Genomic DNA, 16,857 nt, shown 5'->3' on the forward strand with positions numbered 1-16,857 from the left:
CCTCCTATGTAAAAAAGACATCTAAAAATTCGTCTTCTTTTGTTAAAGCATTTAACAAAAGATCAATATCACTTTTTGTTGTGTAAATTCCAAAACTGGCACGAATAGAATTTTTGGCAAACATTTTCCCAGTTAATCTCGCACAATGCTCCCCAGTTCGCACAGCAATATTGTGCTTGACATCAAGATAATTAGCCACATCCTGAGCATTTCATCCATTAACATTAAAAGTTAAGATTGGTGCATGATTATTTAAATTATAAAAAGTGATTTTTTTTGCTAAATTCAGCTTGTTAATTTGGGCAATAGCATAAGTTTTTAATTCTTGTTCATAGGTTTGAATCTTGTTCATCCCAATTTCACTCACTCATTGGACCGCTTTTTGAAAACTTTGAATGGCACTTAAATTTGGTGTGCCTGCTTCAAATTTATGTGGCACAGCAGTTAATTCATATCCTGAATAATCTTCAGCGATATAACTACTCATCCCTCCACCATAAATTAAAGGTGGCATTTGTTTTAATAACTTCATTTTTCCTCATAAAACCCCAATTCCAAATGGACCATAAATTTTATGGGCTGAAAATGCTAAAAAATCAATCGCTCATTGGTCAATTTTGACTTCGGTATGCCCAATTGATTGAGCAGCATCAACACAAATAATGACATTTGGATTAATTTGTTTAATTTCTAAAGAAATTAAACCAACATCATTTAAATAACCAATGGTATTAGTGGCATGAGCAAAAGTCACAATTTTAGTTTTGTCAGTAATTGATCTTTTTAACTTAAAAAGATCAATTCCCATTGTTTGGGGGTTTAAACTTAAAGTTTTAATTAGAGCCCCAGTTTCTTTGGCTAAAACGATTCATGGAAGTAAATTCGCAGCATGTTCTAAATCAGTGACTAAAATTTCGTCCCCTGGTTGGATTAAATGCTTTAAACCATGCGTAATTTGATTAATCGACATGGTGGCCCCAGTTGTAAAAACAATTTCTTGCACATTTTCCACGCCAATAAAATTGGCGATGGTTTTTCTTGTGCTTTCAATCATTTCACTCGCTAAAAGGGCATTTTCAAAAGCATCCGTATGTGGATTGGCCCCATTTTTAGTTAAAAACTCAGCCTCTGCTGCAATCACTAAATCTGGTTTTAAAGTTGTTGAAGCACTATCTAAATAAATTAAACGAGGATTGTTTCTTAAGACAGGAAAGTTTTTTTTATCAAGCATTTTTTATCTGCCTTTCTAGTGAAATTATATATTTTTTAGTAGTTATAAATCAATAAATTGTTTATAATAACTTATATTGTATTTTTTGGAGGACATGAATGAAAAAATTGTTAACTATCTTAGGAGGATTGGGTATGGTGGCCACAACAGGTTTAACTGTTGTTGCTTGTACAAACAAAGATGAAGATGAATCAACAGGATCGAAATTTATTGATGATACAGGAGATTTAAATATTACTTCTGAAACATTATTGAATTGAGTGCGAGAAAACTCAATTGGATTGAATAATATTGCTAAAATGAAGGAATTCTTTCAATTTTTTGGAGTTGCAATTATGAATCCACCGGCTGATAAAGATAAGGATATTTTAAAAGATATTGTTCCAACTAAAACATCAAATCAATATGCTTTAGAAGATTTACGTGCGCAATTAACAAAACTTTGAGGAAAACCAGGAGAAGTTGACAACACCACAGTCAATGGAAAAGTTGAACAAGCTTGAAGACAAAAAGCAGACAAATCAAAAGAAGATAATGGTGAAAAAAAATACAAAGACGTTTTAAAAAAAGAATTACACAAACAATTTCCTTGAGTGAAAAATGACTATGACACATTAGTTAAAGCTTGAAAAAATAATGAACGCTTAACAAATTCTGAATATAGTGCATATGGGATGTTAACTAAAAAATTGATTGATGGAAATTCTAAAAATGTTATTATGAATCAAAATAGTCCAAATGCTATTCAAACTGAATGAGGTAAATTTAGAAGCGCATTTGGTGGAATAAAAGTTAGTGACTTAGCAGCCGAACTTGTAAAAGCGACAGAAGATAAAAAAAATATTGCTTTAAATCTAATCAATATGACTGGTGGGGTTAAACCAATTACAACAGGAACAGAAAAAGAAAAAACTTCTTGATCTTTAAATAATGTTGAATGAGCAACAAAAGATATTCCAGCAATAGAAGGAACCCCGGGTACTCCAGCAAACCCAGGTACTATAATTACTCAAGAACTTGCTAAAGATCTAAAGAATAGATTATTTGGAACAAAATTTGCTGATAAAAAAGTTTCTGAAATAACTGATGAAGATTTTGGTCAAGGACGTGGAACAGGTGTCCATGAACATTGAACTTATATGAGTAGCCAAGGTAGACAATTAAATAGTAATTCTTCGTATTTTGACTTAGTTTCTGAATACCCTAATTTAGATCCAAGTGATATCAAAACCGATTCTGATAATGAAGTATATGGATTATTAACTAATTCACAAAGATATTTAATGGATACTTATTTTAAAAATGAAAAACCAATTTCTGTTAGTGAAGTTGTTTTCAAATCAACCAATGGTGATTTGACAAAAAATATTAATGGTCCTGCATTCTTAAATTCAACAACTCCAGATGCTAAAAATTGACAACAATATTATGGATTAGTAAACTTTTTAGAAAACTATGTATTGGGAGCAGAATCAAAAGCTGGTGCAACAAACGATAATAATAAAAAAATCGAAGGTTCAAGTTTATATAAATTCGATACAATTTTCGCAAATACAAACCCAACTAAAAAAGGACATATTTGGACCAATAAAGAAACCACACAAACTATCTTGCCAGAAGAATGAGATGCTGCAAATTTTGAAGTTAAAGCACCAGATACACTTATTAGTATGAATAACCCTGGTTCATCAAGTATGCAAAAATATGCTGTTTATGATTTTTTGGCTTCTGAAACTACCAAAAGTGAATCATTAGATCCTACTGGTTCTAAAACCACTATTGATAAAATTGCTGAAAAATTGAGTACAGAGTATGAATTCATAACTACTCCAGTACTTGATGCTATTAAACAATCACTTACCAATATTGGGGATAAAACCACTCAAGACGAAGTTAAACAAAGTTTATTCAAAACATTAAATTTAATTAAATCACTTAATCGTCGTGAAAGCACCACCGTAGCTAGAGAAGGGGTACAACCCCCAACTAATGCAGAGGCTAAAAAAGTGTATCAAGTCTTAAATGCTGAGCAAGGAATTATTGCTTTTATTGATAAAGATGGTTTACACATAACTAAAATCAATGGTTTTGAATTACTTAAACAAAATAAAATAACAGCCCAAAAATCATTTGGATTTACAGTCGATAAAAAAACTTACATGGAAGAAGTTTCAAAATTAAAACGTTTGAACTCATTAAAAGATGAACCATTAGGATTAAGACGTTTGGTTTTTCAAGATTATGCTGATCAAATATGATCAAATCCAAATCCAACAAGAGATGGAGTTACTCCACCAGATTTTATTGATAAACTTGTAGATCGTAAAGATATTTTAAAAGCTAAGGATATTGGAGTTGATTATGCTTCGATAAATTCTGCTATTTCTAATCAATATGAAAAATTCTTAGTGAACAATTCAATCTTAAACGGAACTAGTGATACAACTAAATCATTTTATGGTTTTAACGTTATTGCAGAAATGAAAAAAGAAATGACCGAAAACGATAAAGATGCAAATAAATTGAGTAAAAACAATATTTGATTATGAGATTATATTATAAAGTTAACCGGGAAAACCCATAAGGACTTAATGCAAGCAATGTTCAAATTTGGCGATGATAATATTAGTAAACAAACTAAAAAAGATTTAACGCAGTTACTTAAAAAACTTGATGAATTACCTACAACTAATTCAACAAATGCATATAATACAGGTAAGCAAAAATGAGATCAAGATATTGATAATGTTTTCAATGCAATGACTAATCCTACTGACAAAAAAAATGCCCCAAAAGCTAAATTGACAGATGGAGAAAAAACATGATCTACAATTCCTAGTTCGAAATTATTTGACCCTTTTACAACTACAACTACAAATGGGTCATTACAAGCAACACGTTTTAATTTTGATAATGTTAAAAATATTGTTTTGCCTAGTCAAAATAGAAAAGGAGTTAATTAATTATGAAAAAGATTTTAGCACTCCTATCTTCAATAGGATTATTAGCAACAACCAGTTTAACAGTTGTTGCATGTACAAATAATGAAGTTAAACGTTTTGATACTCCAACTTTAGAAGAAAAACTTAGAGATCAAATGATTATGGAATTATTACAAGATCCCGAATTTGGTTCAATCACTAATGGGAAATATTTCAACAGCATTGATTTTAAAGATGTTGTATTAAAAATGGTTCAAGAAACAACATCTAAATTAGCTAACAACCATTACAATGAACAATGATCAAAAAGTTTGAAATCAAAACCAATCAGTAAAGATGAATCATTTCAACAAACAAAAGATCGTTTAAGTAAAATTGCTCAAAATGAATTTTATATTCAATATACAACTAGATTGTTGGCTGATAGCAAGGTGTCTTTAGATAGTGAACTTTCAGGTTCAACTGACAACTTGTTTTTATTAAATCCTCAAGATTTAATAAAAACAAAAGATGAAATAGATCCGAATGATGATTACTATATTTATTATAATTCAGCTCCTGGAGTGAAAGACAAGTGATATAGATGAAATTTTTATGGTGAAAATAAAAATGCCCAAGATTCTATTCCAAGTATTGAACAACTTGAAACATCACAATTTGTTATCACCAATGATGGTACAGAAGCTGTGATTAATGCAGATATCGTTAAAGACAAAGATAGATTTTATATTGATGCACAAGGTAAACAAATTAATCCAAAGAATGGAATTTATTCAAAAGATAAAGATGGTCAAACAGTCTTTGTTATGAATGGTAAAACAGCTTTAGAATATAGATTCCAACAATACTTTAATGCCAAAATTAAAACAACTACATTCCAAAATTTATTAACATCAACATTCTTAGCAAATGATACATTTACTACAAAATATACAGAGCCAACTAAAATTAGTGATTTAATTGAACTAAATCAAGATTTATACTATAAATCTTCATCAGATCTTTTAAAATATGTTCAATCATGAAACAAAAATGATGGATATAAATCTAACTTAAAAATGGTTTGATCAGCAACATTCGATACAAAAGAAAAGGCTCAAGAAGCTTACGGTCGTGTTGAATCATTGCTAAATTCAGATGGATCATTCATTGACTCAAATAAACACGCATTAAAAGAAGCGTATGAATTAATTAAAGCTGATAATAAAACAAACATTGGAACAGATCCGTTCCTTGGAATGAAAGGATTTAATGGTTTTGTGCAAAATGATGGTGATTCAGTTAAATCTGTTGATGGTACTTTTGCACTAGCAGATAGCACAAAAACTTTAATTGCCAAAGCTAATAGTCCTGCGATTTTTGCCAATAATGGACAAGGATATGAATCTAAACAAGTCGGAAAATTTGATATTGCTTTAGTTTTACCAATTTATGCTGTTGACTTATTCAGTGATAAAGATAAAACTTTTGATTATGGACAATCAACTACACTTTATAAAGCTTGAGGAGTTGATGAACTTTGAACTTCTTTAGATGATGCTAATAACAAAAATGCCCAAGGTAAAATTTCAGATTCCAAAAAAGATTGAATTAACCAACATCAAAATGGAAATATTACAAATATTTTATTGGTTGATAAGAATAACGCAACACTTACATTAGATGAATGAAACAAAGGCAAAACAGATAAAATAACCCCAGAAAATATTTGAAGTCATGAAACAGTTGAAGGGTTAAAAGGTTTCCAAGCAAATATTAAAAATACATTACCAACTGCAAATACTTTTGGAAACGTTGCAATTGGCCAAGACAAAGTTGTTTTAACAGAAAACTTTGAGGGTCTTAAACCAACTGATACTGATAAAATTAAATTCACACTTGAAGGTAAAAAATTATCTGTTTCCACACCAAATGACCCTTCATTAATTGGAACTGTGCAAAACTTCGGAACAGTTTCATTATCTTTTGATAAAGGTTCAACTGGAAACGTTTATACAAGGGACGAAATTCACGAAAACGGAAGAACAGTTTCTTATAAAATTAATTTAGGTTCTGGTTCAGATCATCCAAATGATATGGTAGTTGATGGTCCATTTAACTTCTATTTAAATGGTCAAACTAGTTTAGATGTCACAAATTTAAATAAAACTAAAAAACGTGAACTATTAGAACAAGTTGAATATATCGTTTCGAAAAAAGATGGAATGTCAAAAAATGCTGAAGCAGTTATTTACCCTCTATTCTTGAAAAACGATAAAATCTTGTACAAACCATTATATGAAGCTTTAAAAGAATATCTAGAAGATAAATCTAAAGGAGGATCATCAGACTAATGAAAGATTGTATATTTTGTAAAATTATTAACCGTGAATTACCAGCACACATTATTTATGAAGATAACCACACTTTAGCTTTTCTGGATTTACATCCAGATAGTGAGGGTCACACTTTGGTAATTCCTAAAGAACACTCAGAAGACTTTATTTCCACAACTTTAGAAAACATTGCCTTTGTCAATGCTACTAAAAAACATGTTGTAAGATTATTGGATGCAAAATTAAAACCCAAAGGCTTTAATTTTATTTCTAATAATGGGGCTGAAGCTTTTCAAGTCGTGTTTCATTACCATGAACATATTGTTCCTAAATATGTGAAAACTGAAGGTTATATTCCAAGTAAAAACCCTGTGATTACAAAAGATAACACCCAAGTCTATGAACTATTGACTAAATAATTAGTCAACAAAATTAAACCAAATTTATGGCATGATTCATAAATTTGGTTTTTTGTTTTTTAAAGCTCAGGTTGTTTGTTAAAATATAATTAATTTATTTTTCAAAGGAGAATTGAAATGATTTCATCCCAAGCACTTATTTGATTAAGTGAACAACAACAAAAACTTGATGCCTATATTTTAAAAAATCTTGATGTGCAAACAGACCAACTTTACATCAACAAAAAAATCATTGCTTTTTTTGTTGAATTGGGAGAATACGCCAACGAAGAACGTAGTTTTAAATTTTGGTCGAAAAAAAAGGCCAGTGATCTAACAATTCAATTAGATGAATATATTGATGGTTTGCATTTTTTAATTAGTTTAGGCAATGATCTTAATTTTAATTTTAAGGATTTCAAATTTAAACAATTTGATGTTAAAACTAATCTTGAAAGCTATTTTGTGATTTTAGATAAATTAAATGCTTTTAGTCAAATTCAAGATGCAAATAATTACCAAAAGCTTTTAAATGCTTTTTTAACCATTGCCCAAATTAATGATTATTCAGAAACAGCGGTCATTGACGCTTATAAAATTAAAAACAAGGTCAATTTTGAGCGCCAAGATTCCAATTATTAATTTAATGGAATAAAATATTACAAAGGATTATATGCAAAAGTTATCATCATCAACAAATTACAAAATTAAAGAAATCTTAAAATTAAAAGAAAAACATGTGCGTTTAGAACGCCAACAATTTCTTGTTGAAGGGCAACACTTAGTTTTAGAAGCACTAAAAAAAGGCATTGTGTTAACCATTTTAGGAACTGAGTTAGCTTTACAACATAATGTCGTTCAAAAACATTTACATACAGTTGACGAAGTTTATGAAATTAGTGCTAATGTGGCCCAAAAACTAAGTGATGTTGTGACTAGTCAACATATTTTTGCAGTTTGTTCAATGAAAGAACAAAAAATTGATTATGAACATAATATTTTGCTTTTAGACCAACTCCAAGATCCAGGTAATTTAGGAACTTTAATTCGTAGCGCTGCCAGTTTTGATTTTAAAACGATCATTGGTTCAGCCAACGCTGTGAGTTTTTACAATGATAAAGTTTTACGTGCAACGCAAGGGAATTTCTTTCAAGTTAATTTGATTAATGAATATTTAATTAAAACCATTAATGATCTTAAACAAGCTGGATATGTGATTTTAGGCACTAACTTACATCAAAATTCGAAGAAACTGGAAAAAGTTCGATTCAATGACAAAGACAAGTACGCTTTAATTATTGGCAATGAAGCCAAGGGAATTTCTTTTGAATTATTAGACATGATTGATATCAACATTAATGTGGAAATGGATGATCAAGTTGAGTCATTAAATGCTGCAATTGCTGGTTCAATTATTATGCATAAAATTTATGTTGATAATGCTTAGGGGTTTGCGATTTAGGATTTGTTATAATTAAATCTATAGGAAAAGATTGCTTTTTATTTTGAACAACATGTTCAAAATAAAAAGCAACAATTGAGGTGTGTGATGTACAAAATGAAAGTTTTAATTAATGGAGAGATGATTCAAACTGATGAAGTGGTGGAAATTTTAAATCCAACAACTTTTGAAGTTGCTGGAGTTGTGCCAGCTTTAAAAGCAAATGATATTAATAATGCTTATTTAGCAGCCAGAAATGCGCAAAAAAACTGAGAAAATCTGCAAATTCTTGAAAGAATTAAAATTCTAAACCGTTGAAGAGATTTAATTTTAGCAAATAAAGAAGAATTGGCCACAATTATTATGACTGAAGTTGCCAAAGCTTATAAAGATGCTTTAAGTGAAGTTGAACGAACTGTTGAATATATGGATTATACCTTCCAAGAAGCGATGCGTCTTGAACCGTTGGCTTTAACTGGGGCCGGAATGGGTGTTAAAAACAAATACGGAATTTTTGAACGTGTAGCTAAAGGTGTGGGTCTAGCAATTTCGCCTTTTAATTACCCAATTAACTTAGCGCTTTCAAAAATTGCCCCTGCTTTAGTGATGGGAAATACCTTAGTTTTTAAACCAGCCACAGCTGGAAGTTTAATTGGAGCTAAATTAAGTGAATTAGCGCATCAAGCACAAATTCCGGCTGGAGTTTTAAATGTTGTAACTGGAAGAGGAAGAGACATTGGTGATGATTTAACCAATAATGTCCAATTAAACTTTATTTCTTTTACTGGATCAACTGAAATTGGCCACCGAATTTTAAAAAATGCTTCAACAAAAGACATTGTTTTAGAATTAGGAGGAAAAGACCCAGCAATTGTTTTAGATGATCTAAAACTTGAAATGTATGCCAAAGAAATTATTAGTGGGGCTTTTTCATATTCTGGACAACGCTGTACAGCGATTAAAAGAGTGATTACAACTGATGCGATAGCTGACAAATTAGTTTCAATTTTGAAAGACAAAATTGAAAAACTAAAAGTTGGACTGCCAATGGATAATGCTGATATTACCCCATTAATTGATCAAGGATCAGCTGATTTTGTTTTAAAACTAATTGATGACGCTAAAACTAAAGGTGCTCAAATTGTAACTGGTGACAAACACGAGAAAAACTTAATCTGACCAACTTTAATTGATCATGTCACAACTAAAATGGATTTAGCATGAACAGAACCCTTTGGACCAGTCCTACCCATTATTAGAATTAATGATGTGGAAGAAATGATCAAGATTGCCAATGCATCAAATTATGGACTTCAAGCCTCAATTTATTGTCAAGATTTAAATCAAGCCTTGCATGTAGCTAAACGCATCGAAACCGGAACTGTCAATATTAATGGAAAATCACAACGTGGACCAGACTCATTTCCGTTTATTGGAATTAAAGATTCTGGAGTTGGAACCCAAGGAATTGGTGAAACACTTTTAAGCGTCACACGCTTAAAAGGAATTGTCATTAATTATTAAGCAAAAACAAAAACTTCAAAAAAATGTAAAAATGAATGTCAAAATTCATTTTTTTTATTGAAATGAATTGTTTTATGAAATTTTATTAAAAAAAGTGTTTTTCAGGCAAAAAAATGAATTTTGAACAAATTTTCACTTTTAGATATATCTGCTTGACAATATATAAAAAAACCATAATGTTAATGTTGAGTTCGACAATTAGGTAAAAAAATAGAATGAATAATTAAAGTTGCAAACCCATAACTTATAATAAGCAATTTTAAAAAGAAAACGAAAAATAGCAAAAAATATTGGACAAGCAATATATTTGTTTTGTTGTTTTACGAATTGAAGAATGAATAATGATGATTAAGTGAGAGGAATCAAATTATGAAAAAAATATTAACATTATTAAGTGGTGTTGGAGTTATGGCCACCACTGCTGGAGCTGCATTAACTGTAGTTTCATGTGCAGGGCACAAAAACCTAGCAAACATGACAGCTGGTGAAAAACCAAAATTATTCGTTGGAATGGATCAAACCCAAGCTGATGCAGCTGTTGAAGCAGCAATGAAAGTATTCCAACCAAAAGCTGTAATCGACGAGGATTATACAGTGGGAACAATTACTGGAACTTTAGCAGCAAATGCTAAAGTTAAAATTACAGCAACAACAACATCAAAATTGTTGACAGGTGAAATTGAATTAACAGCAATTGCTAAAATTGATCTATCAACAGCAATAACTGATGTAATTAAAACTAAATTAGCACTTGCACCAGGTGTAAAATTAGCAACAGCTAAAGAAAAAGTGCTTACTGCAATTAACGCATTAGCAAACTTAGGATTAGTAACAGAAGCAAATGATATAGCATTTACTGGAACTGCTATTCCAGCAAGCGCAACTGAAACCACAGCTCTAACAGCCGGAACATTTATTGCAACTGCAAAAGGAACATCACAATACTTAACAGGAGCATCTACAATTAACCTTAAATTAGACATTTCAGGAATTACAAAACCACCATTGACTACTGCAAAAGTTAAAACAGTAGCTCAAACAGAACTTTTAGCTTTAATTAATGCATTAACTGCTAAAGGAACTATGACAGATGTTGTTGTTGGTGATCTTGACTGAACAGGAATTGCTTGAACTACTGTAGGTAATAACTTAGCAGCTGGAGCATTGACTGTAACTGCAAAAGCAGATAATACAAAAGTTACTGGAACATTTACAATTACTGTAACTACCGCTCAATAAGAATTAAAAAATAATCAAATTTTAAAACTAAACATTAAAAACTTTATGAACGAAAACGCTTAAAGTTTTAGTTGCAAAATTTAAATAATCAAACCAAAAAAATATTTTCATCAATGAAAATATAAATTAGGTAAAATGTAGGCAATGCCTATAAACTTATTTGTAAATTCAATTTAAAAGTTCATGAACTTTAAAATTAAAGATCTCGAATCCTTTGAACTAGTTTAGTTCAACAGAATTCGAGATTTTTTTATGCTTTTTTCAGCAAAAAAACCATAAAAATAAAGAAAAAATAAAAAAATGACGATTGTTTCATTTTAAAACCAAAATATTGGTACAATATGAAAGGCAATAAACGGATGTTACATCAACACTTTGCAACTTTTCAAGCTTATTTTCAGAAAATAAATCAATTTAAAAACATTTATTAACTTTAATAAGTAAAAACGGCATTTTTTGGTCAAAAAACCTGAAAATGTTGAAAAAAATAAAAAAAATACATTTTTTTAAAACTTTTTTAAAAAACGTATTGCAAAGTGTTCTCAATATGTTATTATCTCTTTGTTGCTCATTGAGGAAGCCAAAAAATCGCAAGAAAAAAGGCCTAAAATCAGCACAAATGATCTTTGAAAACTAAATAGAACAATTATTGTACAAACTTGTTAATTCAATTAAATTGAGTAAATAAAAAACAAATACTTTTATACAAAAATAAACAAACAGTCAGAATCAAAACACATTAATTTAAAATGAGAGTTTGATCCTGGCTCAGGATAAACGCTGGCGGCATGCCTAATACATGCAAGTCGAACGGGGGTGCTTGCACCCCAGTGGCGAACGGGTGAGTAACACGTATCTAATCTACCTTAAAGCGGGGGATAACCTTTGGAAACGAAGGATAATACCGCATGTGAACTTCAACTGGCATCAGTTGAAGTTGAAAGTTCCGTTTGGAACACTTTAAGATGAGGATGCGGCGTATTAGCTAGTAGGCGGGGTAAAGGCCCACCTAGGCGATGATACGTAGCCGAACTGAGAGGTTGATCGGCCACATTGGGACTGAGATACGGCCCAGACTCCTACGGGAGGCAGCAGTAGGGAATTTTTCACAATGGACGAAAGTCTGATGAAGCAATGCCGCGTGAGTGATGACGGTCTTCGGATTGTAAAGCTCTGTTGTAAGGGAAGAAAACTTAGGAGAGGAAATGCTCTTAAGCTGACGGTACCTTACCAGAAAGCCACGGCTAACTATGTGCCAGCAGCCGCGGTAATACATAGGTGGCGAGCGTTATCCGGAATTATTGGGCGTATAGGGTGCGTAGGCGGTTTTGTAAGTTTGAGGTTAAAGTCCGGAGCTCAACTCCGGTTCGCCTTGAAAACTACATCACTAGAATACAAGAGAGGTAAGCGGAATTCCATGTGTAGCGGTGAAATGCGTAGATATATGGAAGAACACCTGTGGCGAAAGCGGCTTACTGGCTTGTTATTGACGCTGAGGCACGAAAGCGTGGGGAGCAAATAGGATTAGATACCCTAGTAGTCCACGCCGTAAACGATGAGTACTAAGTGTCGGGGATTTCCTCGGTGCTGCAGCTAACGCATTAAGTACTCCGCCTGAGTAGTATGCTCGCAAGAGTGAAACTCAAAGGAATTGACGGGGACCCGCACAAGTGGTGGAGCATGTGGTTTAATTCGAAGCAACACGAAGAACCTTACCAGGGCTTGACATCCAGTGCGAAGCTATAGAGATATAGTGGAGGTTAACATTGAGACAGGTGGTGCATGGTTGTCGTCAGTTCGTGCCGTGAGGTGTTGGGTTAAGTCCCGCAACGAACGCAACCCTTGTTGTTAGTTACTACCATTAAGTTGAGGACTCTAACAAGACTGCTAGCGTAAGCTAGAGGAAGGTGGGGATGACGTCAAATCATCATGCCCCTTATGTCCTGGGCTACACACGTGCTACAATGGCCGATACAAAGAGCTGCAAACCTGCGAAGGCTAGCTAATCTCAAAAAGTCGGTCTTAGTTCGGATTGGAGTCTGCAACTCGACTCCATGAAGCCGGAATCACTAGTAATCGCGAATCAGCTATGTCGCGGTGAATACGTTCTCGGGTCTTGTACACACCGCCCGTCAAACCACGAGAGTTGGTAATACCAGAAGTAGGTAGCTTAACCGTAAGGAGAGCGCTTCCCAAGGTAGGACTAGCGATTGGGGTTAAGTCGTAACAAGGTATCCCTACGGGAACGTGGGGATGGATCACCTCCTTTCTATGGAGATAATTTATTAAAACACATAGTAGTGTCTATGTGTGACTGTTTGGTTCTATTTAGTTTTCAGAGGTTATTTTTATAATCTCTGAAAAAATCAGAATTGTTCTTTGAAAACTGAATATTAGATGAAATATAATTTTCTTACTTGTTATTAGTAATAATAACAATTAAAAAACAAATTTTTGATCATTGCTGTAAGGCAATGATCTTAAAGACATCAGTAATAAACTAAAATTACAAAATTAAAAATAAATATAATATATTTATATGCCAAATAGATTTTTTCTAAAAAATAGTAAGGGCGTATGGTGAATGCCTTGGAAAATGGAGCCGAAGAAAGTCGTGACTACCTGCGAAAAGCATCGGGGAGCTGGAAGTGAGCTTTGATCCGGTGATGACTGAATGGGGAAACCTAACATGTTTACATGTTGTCTGATCAGTGAATACATAGCTGACATGACGGGAACCTTGGGAACTGAAACATCTTAGTACCAAGAGGAAAAGAAAATAAAAATGATTCCCCTAGTAGCGGCGAGCGAACGGGGAAAAGGCCAAACCATCCTACGGGATGGGGTTGTAGGACTTTTGTTAGAGTTACAAAATTAACGTATAGTAGAACAGATTGGGAAATCTGAGCACAGAGGGTGATACTCCCGTATACGAAATGCGTTAATCTCGAAGAAGTATCCTGAGTACGGCGAAGCACGTGAAACTTTGTCGGAATCCGCCGAGACCACTCGGCAAGCCTAAATACTACCATTTTACCGATAGTGAACCAGTACCGTGAGGGAAAGGTGAAAAGTACCCCGAGAGGGGAGTGAAATAGTTCCTGAAACCATATGCCTACAAGAAGGTGGAGCCCGTTAAGGGGTGACACCGTGCTTTTTGTAGAAAGAGCCGGCGAGTTACTGTTGCATGCAAGGTTAAGCAGATAAATGCGGAGCCGTAGTGAAAGCGAGCCTTAATAGGGCGATAGTATGCAGCAGTAGACACGAAACCGGGTGATCTAGCCATGAGCAGGTTGAAGTTAGGGTAAAACCTAATGGAGGACCGAACCAACGTTCGTTGAAAAGACCGTGGATGACTTGTGGCTAGCGGTGAAATTCCAATCGAACCCGGAGATAGCTAGTTCTCCCCGATATATCTTTAAGGATAGCGTCGCACGTACAGCTATGGAGGTAGAGCACTGAATTTATGATGGCCGCACCTAGCGGTACTGAATAAAATTAAACTCCGAATGCCATAGCCAATTATGCGGCAGTCAGAACATGGGTGATAAGGTCCATGCTCGTGAGGGAAACAGCCCAGATCGTCAGCTAAGGTCCCAAAATGTATGCTAAGTGTGTAAGGATGTGGAATTGCATAGACAGCTAGGATGTTGGCTCAGAAGCAGCCATCATTTAAAGAGTGCGTAACAGCTCACTAGTCGAGTGATTCTGCGCCGAAAATGTACCGGGGCTTAAGCATACTACCGAAGCTACGGATTGTACAATTTGTACAGTGGTAGGGGAGCGTTCTAAGGGCAATGAAGTTAGACCGTGAGGACTAATGGAGCGCTTAGAAGTGATTATGCCGGCATGAGTAACGTTTGAGAGTGAGAATCTCTCATGCTATTTGAATAAGGTTTCCTGGGCAAGGTTCGTCCACCCAGGGTTAGTCAGGACCTAAGGCGAGGCCGAAAGGCGTAGTCGATGGACAACAGGTTGATATTCCTGTACTGAATAGTTTGTGATGGAGTGACGGAGAAGGATAGTGGATCCCGCTTAATGGATTGCGGGCTAAGCGCAAAGGGGTGTATGTTGGCAAATCCGCATACTTTAACTCTGAAGCGTTATGGGGAGTGAACAGTACGCTTAGTAACGAAGACCATGACTCCATGCTTCCAAGAAAAGCTTCTAACTTAAGAACTATTTACCTGTACCTAGAACGAACACACGTATTCAAGGAGAAAATCCTAAGGCAAGCGAGAAAACTATAGCTAAGGAACTCTGCAAAATAACTCCGTAACTTCGGAAGAAGGAGTGCTCACTTTATGTGAGCCGCAGTGAAGAGGGAGGGGCAACTGTTTAACAAAAACACAGCTCTCTGCTAAGTCGTAAGACGATGTATAGGGGGTGACACCTGCCCAGTGCCGGAAGGTTAAAAGGAGAAGTCAGCGCAAGCGAAGCTTTGAATTGAAGCCCCGGTGAACGGCGGCCGTAACTATAACGGTCCTAAGGTAGCGAAATTCCTTGTCAGGTAAGTTCTGACCCGCACGAAAGGTGTAATGATCCCTTCGCTGTCTCGGCTATAGACTCGGTGAAATTTTAGTACCAGTGAAGATGCTGGTTACCCGCAACTAGACGGAAAGACCCCGTGGAGCTTTACTATAACTTGATATTGAAATTTGGTGTAACATGTAGAGGATAGGTGGGAGACTATGAAGCAGGAACGCTAGTTCTTGTGGAGTCAACCTTGGAATACCACCCTTGTTACTTTGAATTTCTAACCTCGGCCCATTATCTGGGTCAGGGACAGTGTCTGGTGGGTAGTTTGACTGGGGCGGTCGCCTCCTAAAATGTAACGGAGGCGCTCAAAGGTATTCTCAGTATGGTTGGAAATCATACATAGAGCGCAAAGGTAGAAGAATGCTTAACTGCGAGACTTACAAGTCGAACAGATTCGAAAGAAGGACTTAGTGATCCGGCGGTCCCGAGTGGAAGGGCCGTCGCTCAACGGATAAAAGTTACCCCGGGGATAACAGGCTGATCTCCCCCAAGAGTTCATATCGACGGGGAGGTTTGGCACCTCGATGTCGGCTCATCGCATCCTGGAGCTGTAGTCGGTTCCAAGGGTTGGGCTGTTCGCCCATTAAAGCGGTACGTGAGCTGGGTTCAGAACGTCGTGAGACAGTTTGGTCCCTATCTGTTGTGGGCGTAGGAAAATTGAAGAGAGCTGACTCTAGTACGAGAGGACCGAGTTGGACACATCCCTGGTGCTCCAGTTGTCCTGCCAAGGGCACAGCTGGGTAGCTATATGTGGAAAGGATAATCGCTGAAGGCATCTAAGCGAGAAGCCTCCTTTAAGATGAATTTTCCCATTCGTAAGAAGTAAGAATCCATGTAGACCACATGGTTGATAGGTTGGGTGTGTAAGTGCTGCGAGGCATTGAGCTAACCAATACTAATAATTCGAGAGACTTTTAGAATAAAAATCTATTTAACAACGCTTATAAATATAAATATTTCAATCTAGTATTCAGTTTTCAAAGAACAATTCACAAAACCCTGATCTGGTGTTTATGGCGTAGAGGTCACACCTGTTCCCATACCGAACACAGAAGTTAAGCTCTACTGCGGCGATGATATTGCATTGTGAGAAAGTAGCACGACGCCAGTTCAAACAAAAAGGAAACTTCGGTTTCCTTTTTTTGTGTTTAATCAAAAATATCACTTTTTTGCCCTTTTTAATCCAAATTTATCATTTTGAGTGTGATAAAATCAAAAAAGATAAGAA

Annotated in this window: 8 protein-coding genes and 3 rRNA genes; 10 read left to right on the top strand and 1 reads right to left on the bottom strand. The window is 34.7% G+C overall.

Going from position 1 to position 16,857, the window contains the following annotated elements:
• Positions 1-4: 4 nt before the first annotated feature.
• Entirely contained in the window at positions 5-1,231 is a 1,227-nt protein-coding gene (locus tag ELUMI_RS02045; RefSeq protein WP_025734146.1) for an aminotransferase class V-fold PLP-dependent enzyme, read from the bottom strand.
• 98 nt (positions 1,232-1,329) lie between these two features.
• On the opposite strand from ELUMI_RS02045, the gene ELUMI_RS02050 reads away from it, so the two are divergent.
• From ELUMI_RS02050 to rrf, 10 genes are all read left to right on the top strand, one after another.
• Positions 1,330-4,194, top strand: coding sequence for a lipoprotein (locus ELUMI_RS02050; protein WP_025734147.1), 2,865 nt, complete (start codon positions 1,330-1,332; stop codon positions 4,192-4,194).
• A 2-nt stretch (positions 4,195-4,196) separates the two neighbouring features.
• On the top strand, positions 4,197-6,506 hold the full coding sequence (locus ELUMI_RS02055) for a lipoprotein (RefSeq protein WP_025734148.1): 2,310 nt from the start codon (positions 4,197-4,199) through the stop codon (positions 6,504-6,506).
• Positions 6,506-6,907, top strand: a complete 402-nt coding sequence (locus ELUMI_RS02060) for an HIT family protein (RefSeq protein ID WP_025734149.1) — start codon at positions 6,506-6,508, stop codon at positions 6,905-6,907. Before ELUMI_RS02055 ends, ELUMI_RS02060 begins: the two co-directional genes overlap by 1 nt.
• Before the next feature lie 117 nt (positions 6,908-7,024).
• The gene (locus ELUMI_RS02065) at positions 7,025-7,528 is read left to right on the top strand and encodes a dUTP diphosphatase (protein WP_025734150.1); all 504 of its coding nucleotides are present in this window, start codon (positions 7,025-7,027) and stop codon (positions 7,526-7,528) included.
• A 31-nt stretch (positions 7,529-7,559) separates the two neighbouring features.
• Complete coding sequence (locus ELUMI_RS02070) at positions 7,560-8,333, top strand: TrmH family RNA methyltransferase (RefSeq protein WP_025734151.1); 774 nt, start codon at positions 7,560-7,562, stop codon at positions 8,331-8,333.
• Between the two features lie 102 nt (positions 8,334-8,435).
• Complete coding sequence (locus tag ELUMI_RS02075; protein ID WP_025734152.1) at positions 8,436-9,851, top strand: NADP-dependent glyceraldehyde-3-phosphate dehydrogenase; 1,416 nt, start codon at positions 8,436-8,438, stop codon at positions 9,849-9,851.
• Between the two features lie 369 nt (positions 9,852-10,220).
• A complete protein-coding gene (locus ELUMI_RS02080) occupies positions 10,221-11,090 on the top strand; it encodes a hypothetical protein (protein WP_025734153.1) in 870 nt (289 codons plus the stop codon).
• Between the two features lie 745 nt (positions 11,091-11,835).
• A 16S ribosomal RNA gene (locus ELUMI_RS02085) occupies positions 11,836-13,359 on the top strand.
• A gap of 288 nt (positions 13,360-13,647) precedes the next feature.
• Positions 13,648-16,549: ribosomal RNA gene (locus ELUMI_RS02090) — 23S ribosomal RNA — on the top strand.
• Positions 16,550-16,632: 83 nt separating this feature from the next.
• Positions 16,633-16,740, top strand: a 5S ribosomal RNA gene (rrf, locus tag ELUMI_RS02095).
• The 16S, 23S and 5S rRNA genes sit together here, the layout of an rRNA operon.
• Positions 16,741-16,857: the final 117 nt, after the last annotated feature.

Source organism: Williamsoniiplasma luminosum, from assembly GCF_002803985.1.
In the GTDB taxonomy this organism is placed as follows: domain Bacteria; phylum Bacillota_I; class Bacilli_A; order Mycoplasmatales; family Mycoplasmataceae; genus Williamsoniiplasma; species Williamsoniiplasma luminosum.